7 protein-coding genes are annotated in these 6,811 nt (G+C 58.0%); all 7 read right to left on the bottom strand.

The window, feature by feature from the left end; translation table 11 throughout:
• The coding region (locus LBO03_07365) for a transposase (GenBank protein ID MDR3349406.1) at nt 1-377 on the bottom strand (377 nt) is incomplete at its 3' end.
• A complete protein-coding gene (locus LBO03_07360) occupies nt 364-768 on the bottom strand; it encodes a transposase (GenBank protein ID MDR3349405.1) in 405 nt (134 codons plus the stop codon). The genes LBO03_07360 and LBO03_07365, both read right to left, overlap by 14 nt.
• Nucleotides 769-1,010: 242 nt before the next feature.
• On the bottom strand, nt 1,011-2,411 hold the full coding sequence (gene lpdA / locus LBO03_07355; protein ID MDR3349404.1) for a dihydrolipoyl dehydrogenase: 1,401 nt from the start codon (nt 2,409-2,411) through the stop codon (nt 1,011-1,013).
• 69 nt (nt 2,412-2,480) lie between these two features.
• Nucleotides 2,481-3,935 carry an aminomethyl-transferring glycine dehydrogenase subunit GcvPB gene (gcvPB, locus tag LBO03_07350; GenBank protein MDR3349403.1) on the bottom strand — a complete coding sequence of 485 codons (1,455 nt, stop codon included), beginning with the start codon at nt 3,933-3,935 and terminating at the stop codon, nt 2,481-2,483.
• Nucleotides 3,932-5,278, bottom strand: a complete 1,347-nt coding sequence (gene gcvPA, locus LBO03_07345; GenBank protein MDR3349402.1) for an aminomethyl-transferring glycine dehydrogenase subunit GcvPA — start codon at nt 5,276-5,278, stop codon at nt 3,932-3,934. Before gcvPA ends, gcvPB begins: the two co-directional genes overlap by 4 nt.
• The gene (gcvH, locus tag LBO03_07340) at nt 5,278-5,667 is read right to left on the bottom strand and encodes a glycine cleavage system protein GcvH (GenBank protein MDR3349401.1); all 390 of its coding nucleotides are present in this window, start codon (nt 5,665-5,667) and stop codon (nt 5,278-5,280) included. Before gcvH ends, gcvPA begins: the two co-directional genes overlap by 1 nt.
• A 5-nt stretch (nt 5,668-5,672) precedes the next feature.
• Entirely contained in the window at nt 5,673-6,773 is a 1,101-nt protein-coding gene (gcvT, locus tag LBO03_07335; GenBank protein MDR3349400.1) for a glycine cleavage system aminomethyltransferase GcvT, read from the bottom strand.
• Between the last annotated feature and the right edge of the window lie 38 nt (nt 6,774-6,811).

Genomic DNA, 6,811 nt, shown 5'->3' with positions numbered 1-6,811 from the left:
AGCCATGCCCAAAAGTTTTCAATTGGATTCAATTCGGGTGAATGCGCCGGCAAAAAGATTGGCCTGTGCCCATGTTTCTCCGCAAGCGGAACAAGCTTCGATTTGCGATGAAAAGCTGCTTTGTCCACGACGATTGCCGACTGTTGGTCAAGTTCGTCCATCGGCACGTTTTCAAGCCATGCCCCAAACAACTGGCTGTCCATTGTCCCTTCATATTGCAAAGGCGAAAGTATGCGCCCTACCATTTTGGCGGCTGCAATGCCCGCCCGGCGGCATTTTTTGCCGCTAACCAGCCCTATTGCCCCAAGGCCTTTCGGCGACCAACAATGCTCGCGGCACAGGTATGTGTCAATGCCTGTTTCATCAACATAAGCAATTCGAGACTTTGGGATTGATTCTGTTTCGCGAAGGTACTCTTGGACTTTTCCCCGATCTGCTCCTTGCAGCGCTTTGTCTTTTTTTGCGTGTATAACCGGCCTTTCTTAGGTAACGGGAAACCGATGCCTGTGCGCAGTGAAAGTGCGCGGCCATTTCGGACTGGTACGCGTTGGGATGCGCTTTTAGATATGCCTGCAATTCCAAAGGCCTTGTTTTCCTTGGAGCCCGTTTAGGGGGCGGGTCTGTAAGCACGCCAGTTTTTTCCAGCATTTTTACCCATTTGGCAAGGGTGTTTGTTGATATGCCAAATATTCCGGCTGTTTCTCTGTATTCGTGTCCAGCGTTCAGATATTCAATTGTCCGTTTCCTATATTTTTTATCATAGCTCATAGCAATTTTATATTATCAATTTACTGTCATATTTTCAATGCTATTTGACTATATGGGCGTTTATGCTGGCGCCGCCAATTATTTTTCGCAATGGCTCAATTATAAAAACCGCCGCAATTAAAACGGCGGTTTTCCGAAACAATATTAAGCGCCCCGAGGCTATCCGCCGGGGCGCCGTTTTCATAAAACCGAAAAGCCGGAAGCGCCTAGCGGCTGCCTTGTGCATTTAGGCTGCCTTAAGCCTACTTGCGGCCTATTTTTATCTGGTGTATCGGTTCGCCCAATATCGCGCGCGCACATTCCATGACCGCCTCGGAAAAGGTCGGGTGCGGATGAATAGTATGGGCCAATTGTTTGGCGGTCAGGTTGTTCTTTATGGCCAGGGCGCCTTCCATAATGATGTCGCTGGCGTGCGGCCCCATGATATGCATGCCCAGTACCGCTTGCGTCCTGCCGTCGGCCAGCAATTTGACGAAGCCGTCAGTTTCGCCGGCCGCCGCCGCTTTGCCGTTGCTGGCGAAGTTAAATTTGCTCACAAGCGTATCCCGTCCCTCCAACCGCGCGGCCTGCTCGGTAAGGCCTACGCCGGCGGCCTCCGGCGCGGTGAATACGCAGGACGGGATGTCGCGAAAATCCATCTCGTTGTGCTGGCCGCAAGCGTTTTCCGCCGCGATTGCCCCGGCCGCCGCAGCGGCGTGCGCCAGCATGGAGCGCCCGGTTACGTCGCCTGCGGCGTAAATGCCGGGCACGTTTGTTTCCAGCCGTTCGTTGACCGAAATGCCCTGCCGGCTGAAAGCCACTCCCGCATCCTCCAACCCCAACCCGTCTGCGGCGGGTATCCGCCCGGCGGAAAAAAGCGCCCGCTGGCAGAGAATTTCCTGCTCGCCTTTGGGCGTTTCCACAGTTACGGAAAGCCCGGGATTTTTGCGGGCAATACTTTTGACCCGGGATCCCGTCAAAAACTTGACGCCCTGCTTGCGCAAGGACAAACTCAGCCTGGCGATTATGTCTTTGTCCATGCGATCGAGTATATTGGGCAGCATCTCCACCACCGTAACTTGGCAGCCGAAAGCCTGGAAGATACCGGCAAATTCCATGCCCACCACTCCGCCGCCGATGACCGTCAGGCTTTCCGGCACGTCTTCAATGTCGAGCAATTCGTCGCTGCCGGTTGCCCCCGATAGATCCGCGCCTTCTATTGGCGGCCGGAAAGCTTGGGAACCGGCGGCGACAATTATCCTGCCCGCGCTGATTGTCTCTTGGCCGCCGGGGAATTTGGCCGCTATGGCCTTGCCCGGCAAAAGGCGCGCCTGCGCGTTGATAAACTCCACGCCGGCCGCTTTCACCAAGTTGGCCGTGCCGGCGCGCAACTGGCCGACCACGGAATTTTTGCGCGCCATGACGGCGGAGAAATCAAAGCCGATATTTTCCGCCTTCAGGCCAAATTCCCGGCAATTTCTCAACTCCCGCAGCCGGCCGGCGCTGGCGAGCAGCGTCTTGGTCGGGATGCAGCCGCGGTTCAGGCAGGTGCCGCCGATCGCGTCCTTTTCCAGCAAGGCGACTTTCGCGCCCAGCCCGGCCGCGCGTATGGCGGCCACATAGCCGCCCGGGCCGCCGCCGATGACCGCTATATCATAATCCATGATGCCCTCCCGATAGGCGGGCGCGGCGGGGAAATTGCCCCTCCCGCGCCGCGCCCGGCAATTTTATCTTTAAATCCCCGTCCATCTGACGACCGGCTTGCGCGCGGCGGCCGCTTCATCCAGGCGCGACGCCGCCGTGGTATGCGGCGCTTTTTTGACCAAATCCGGCGAGGCGGCCGCCTCGCCGGCAATGGCGATCATGGCGTCCACGAATCCATCCAGCGTTTCCCGGCTTTCCGTTTCGGTCGGCTCGATCATGATCGCTTCCTCAACGATCAGAGGGAAATAAATGGTGGGCGGATGAAAGCCGTAATCCAAAAGCCGTTTGGCGATGTCCAATGTTTTGACGCCGGAGGCTTTTTGTTTTTTAGCGGTAAGCACACATTCATGCATGCAGAAACGGTCAAAAAGCGAATCAAAAGCGTCCTTCAGCCGCGCTAAACAGTAATTGGCGTTAAGCACGGCGTCCTCGCTCGCCTGCTTTAGCCCGTCCGCGCCCATGGCCCGGATATAGGCGTAAGTACGCACAAGCACGCCGAAGTTGCCAAAGAAAGAATGTACCCGCCCGATGGACAAAGGACGGTCATAGTCCAGCGAATATTCGCCGTGCTCGTATTTTACCACCGGCGATGGCAGAAACGGCGCCAGCTCAGTTTTGACGCCGATCGGCCCCGCTCCCGGTCCGCCGCCCCCGTGCGGCGTGCCGAAGGTTTTGTGCGTGTTGAAATGCACCACGTCAAAGCCCATGTCGCCTGGCCGCACTAAGCCGAGTATGGCGTTGGCGTTGGCGCCGTCGTAGTACAAAAGCCCGCCTGCATCGTGGACGATTTTGGCTATTTCCACGATTTGGCTTTCAAAAAGGCCGAGCGTACTGGGATTTGTCAGCATAAGGGCGGCCGTGTCCCGGCCGGCCGCCGCTTTCAGCGCGGCCAGGTCGATGGAGCCGTCCGGATTGGATTTGATTTCCACCGTTTCCAGGCCGCAGACAGTGGCTGTCGCCGGGTTTGTGCCATGGGCGGAATCCGGCACTATTACTTTCGTGCGGTTGTCGCTGCGGCTGCGGTGATAAGCCTTGATCAGCTTGATGCCAGTCAATTCGCCGTGCGCGCCGGCGGCCGGCTGGGAAGACACCGCGTCCATGCCCGCTATCTCCGCAAGATATTTCTCCACCGCGTATATTACTTCCAGCGCCCCCTGGGAGAGCTTTTCATCCTGCAAAGGATGGGCGAAGGCAAACCCCGGCAGGCGGCAGACGGCCTCGTTTATTTTGGGATTGTATTTCATCGTGCAGGAGCCGAGCGGATAAAAACCGGCGTCCAGGCCGAAGTTGCGCTGCGACAAGTTAGTATAGTGGCGCACCAGGTCAAGCTGGCTAAGTTCAGGCAGGACAGGGGGCTCCTTGCGCAAAAAAGCCTCCGGCAGCATAGATTCAATCGGACGGCGCGGCACGTCGCAGGCGGGAAGGTCAAGCGCCCGGCGTCCGGGGCGGCTAAGTTCAAAAACCAGCTCTTTCGCCTTTTTCATCCTAAACCCCCCAATCGTTCGGCCAAAAGGTCAATTTCCGCTTTGGCGCGGTTTTCGGTAACGCAGATGAGCATACATTTTTCCAGTTCGGGATAATAACGGCCAAGGTCCAGCCCGCCGATTATCTTGTCTTTCAGAAGCTGCCGGTTGACATAAGAGACGTCCTTGCGCAGCCTTACGGCAAATTCCTTGAAAAAGGGCGCGTTGAATACCCTTTCGCCGCCGTTTGCGCCCGTTATGCGCTCCAAGGCATAGTGCGCCTTTTGCAGCGACAATTCGGCGACATCCCGCAGCCCGGCCCTGCCGACCGCGCTAAGATATACCGCCGCCGACAGGGCGCACAAAGCCTGATTGGAACAAATATTGGAAGTGGCCTTCTCGCGCCTGATATGCTGTTCCCGCGCCTGCAAGGTCAGCACGAAACCGCGCCGCTTTTTCGAATCCAGCGTCTGGCCGACAATGCGCCCGGGCATTTTGCGCATCAACTTTTCCGTCGTCGCGAAAAATCCAAGCCCGGGCCCGCCGAAACTGGCGCAGATACCGAGCGGCTGCCCTTCGCCTACCACAATGTCCGCGCCCAGGGCGCCCGGCGGCTCAAGAAGCGCCAGCGCGACCGGATCGGCCGCGACGATAAGCAAGGCGCCCTGTTTGTGCGCCAGTTCGGCGATCGTTTTTAAGTCTTCCGGCACGCCGAAAAAATTAGGCGTCTGAACGATCACGGCGGCGGTTGCGCCGGTAACCGCGCCGGTCAGTTCCTCTGCAGAAGATGCGCCGTCAAGGTAGCCCGTCTCCTTTACGGCGATGGACAAGTCTATGGCGTAAGTAGACAAAAGGGCGCGGTAATGCGGGTGCAGGGCTTTGGAAACTACCAGTTCGCCGCGTTTTCCGACCGAACAGGCCATCATGGCGGCTTCGGCCAAAGCCGTGCCCCCGTCGTAAAGCGACGCGTTGGCGGCCGCCATGCCGGCCAGGGATGCGATCATGCTTTGATATTCCCACAAGGCTTGCAAATAGCCCTGGGCCACTTCCGGCTGATACTGCGTGTACGCCGTGTAAAACTCCGAACGGCTGATGACGGCGTCTACCACCGCCGGCACATAATGGTCGTAAACGCCGGCGCCCAGGAAATAGCTATATTCATGGAAAGCGGCGTTTTTGCCCGCCAATTGCCGCATGTGCCGCGCAAGGGCCGCTTCGTCCAGCCGCTCGGGCAGGTTCAGCCGGCGGTTCAACCGTAATTGTTCCGGCACGTCCCGGAAAAGATCGTCCACGTTGCCGGCGCCGATGGCCGCAAGCATCTCCCGGCGGTCGGTGTCGGTATGGGGCAGATAACTCCAAGTCATCAATGCCCCTCCTTCGCGCACAAAGCCTCGTATTCGCCGGCGTCCAAAAGCTGTTCGGCCTCGCTCTCGTTTTTCAGCTCGATCTTTACGATCCAGCCTTCGCCGTAAGCGTCCTGGTTGACTGTCTCCGGCGCGTCCGCCAGATTGGCGTTGACCTCGCGGATGATGCCGCTGACCGGCGCGTAAACGTCGGAAACCGCCTTTACCGACTCAATGGCGCAAAATTCCTGGCCGGCGACAACTTCCGCGCCTTCTTCCGGCAAATCGACGAATACCACGTCGCCCAGCTGCGATTGCGCGAAATCGGTGATCCCCACCGTCGCGATTGCGCCCTCCACCTTCACCCACTCATGGTCGCGGGAATATTTTAAATCCTTCGGCGTGTTCATCAGGTTTATTTCCCCTCTCTTTTATAAAATGGTTTTTTAATCACTTTTGCCGCTACCTGCTTGCCGCGTATTTCTACAAACAACTCTTGCCCGATCCGGGCGTAATTTTTGTCGACAAGCGCCAGCCCAAGATTTTTGCCGAGCGTCGGCGCGACCGAACCGGTGGTTATCCGCCCGATCGGCTTTCCGTCCGCCCATACGGGATAATCGGCGCGGGCGATCCCGCGCCCGGTCATCTCCAGCCCAATCAAGGCGCGCGCCGCGCCGTCTTTTTTCTGCGCGGCCAGTACCGCCTGCCCGTTGAAAATACCCTTGTCCGGCTTGACGAACATGCCCAAACCGGCCTCGACGGGAGTTATTTCGGCTGAAAGCTCATGCCCGTAAAGCGGCAGGCAAGCCTCAAAGCGCAAAGTGTCCCGCGCGCCCAGCCCGGCCGGCAACAAACCGTGGGCGGCGCCCGCCCGCAGCAAAGCGCGCCAAAGCGCCGCAGCGTCGGCGGCGTCGCAATAAAGCTCAAACCCGTCCTCGCCCGTATAGCCGGTGCGCGACAGAAGCGTTTTGATCCCGGCGACCCGGACGGAAGGCAGGAAGCGGTAATAACCGAGCCGCCCGAGGTCGGCGTCCAGGACGCCGGCGATTATCTCTTGCGATAGCGGTCCTTGCAGGGCAACGAGGGCGGTCTGCCCGGAAATATCGGAAATTTCCACGTCGAAGCCCACTTTATGCCGGTTGGCCCATTGCCAGTCCTTGTCGATGTTGCCGGCGTTTACCACCAGCATATAATCATTGCCGGCGTGTTTGTAAATCAAAAGATCGTCCACCGTCCCGCCGTTTTCATAGCACATCGGCGAATACTGCGCCTGTCCCGGCTGCATGACGGAAATATCGTTGACGGCCAGTTTTTGAATAAAGGCCTCTGCGTCCTTGCCCCTGACCAAAAACTCACCCATATGCGAAACGTCAAACAGCCCCGCCTTTTGCCGTACCGCGTGATGTTCCTCGATGATGCCGCTATATTGCACCGGCATCAGCCAGCCGCCGAACTCCACCATCTTCGCGCCCGCGTCGAGATGTATCTGGTAAAGCGGCGTTTGCTTCGCTGTCAAAATGATCACTCCTTTAAAGTTTTATGCTTTCCATCGGC

The organism is Acidaminococcales bacterium (genome assembly GCA_031290885.1).
In the GTDB taxonomy this organism is placed as follows: Bacteria; Bacillota; Negativicutes; order Acidaminococcales; family JAISLQ01; genus JAISLQ01.
This window is presented reverse-complemented; position numbering and strand designations above follow the sequence as displayed.

Coding starts and splice junctions, on each gene's coding strand:
- LBO03_07360 (MDR3349405.1), bottom strand. CDS start 768: ATGAGCTATGATAAAAAATATAGGAAACGGACAATTGAATATCTGAAC.
- lpdA (MDR3349404.1), bottom strand. CDS start 2,411: ATGGATTATGATATAGCGGTCATCGGCGGCGGCCCGGGCGGCTATGTG.
- gcvPB (MDR3349403.1), bottom strand. CDS start 3,935: ATGAAAAAGGCGAAAGAGCTGGTTTTTGAACTTAGCCGCCCCGGACGC.
- gcvPA (MDR3349402.1), bottom strand. CDS start 5,278: ATGACTTGGAGTTATCTGCCCCATACCGACACCGACCGCCGGGAGATG.
- gcvH (MDR3349401.1), bottom strand. CDS start 5,667: ATGAACACGCCGAAGGATTTAAAATATTCCCGCGACCATGAGTGGGTG.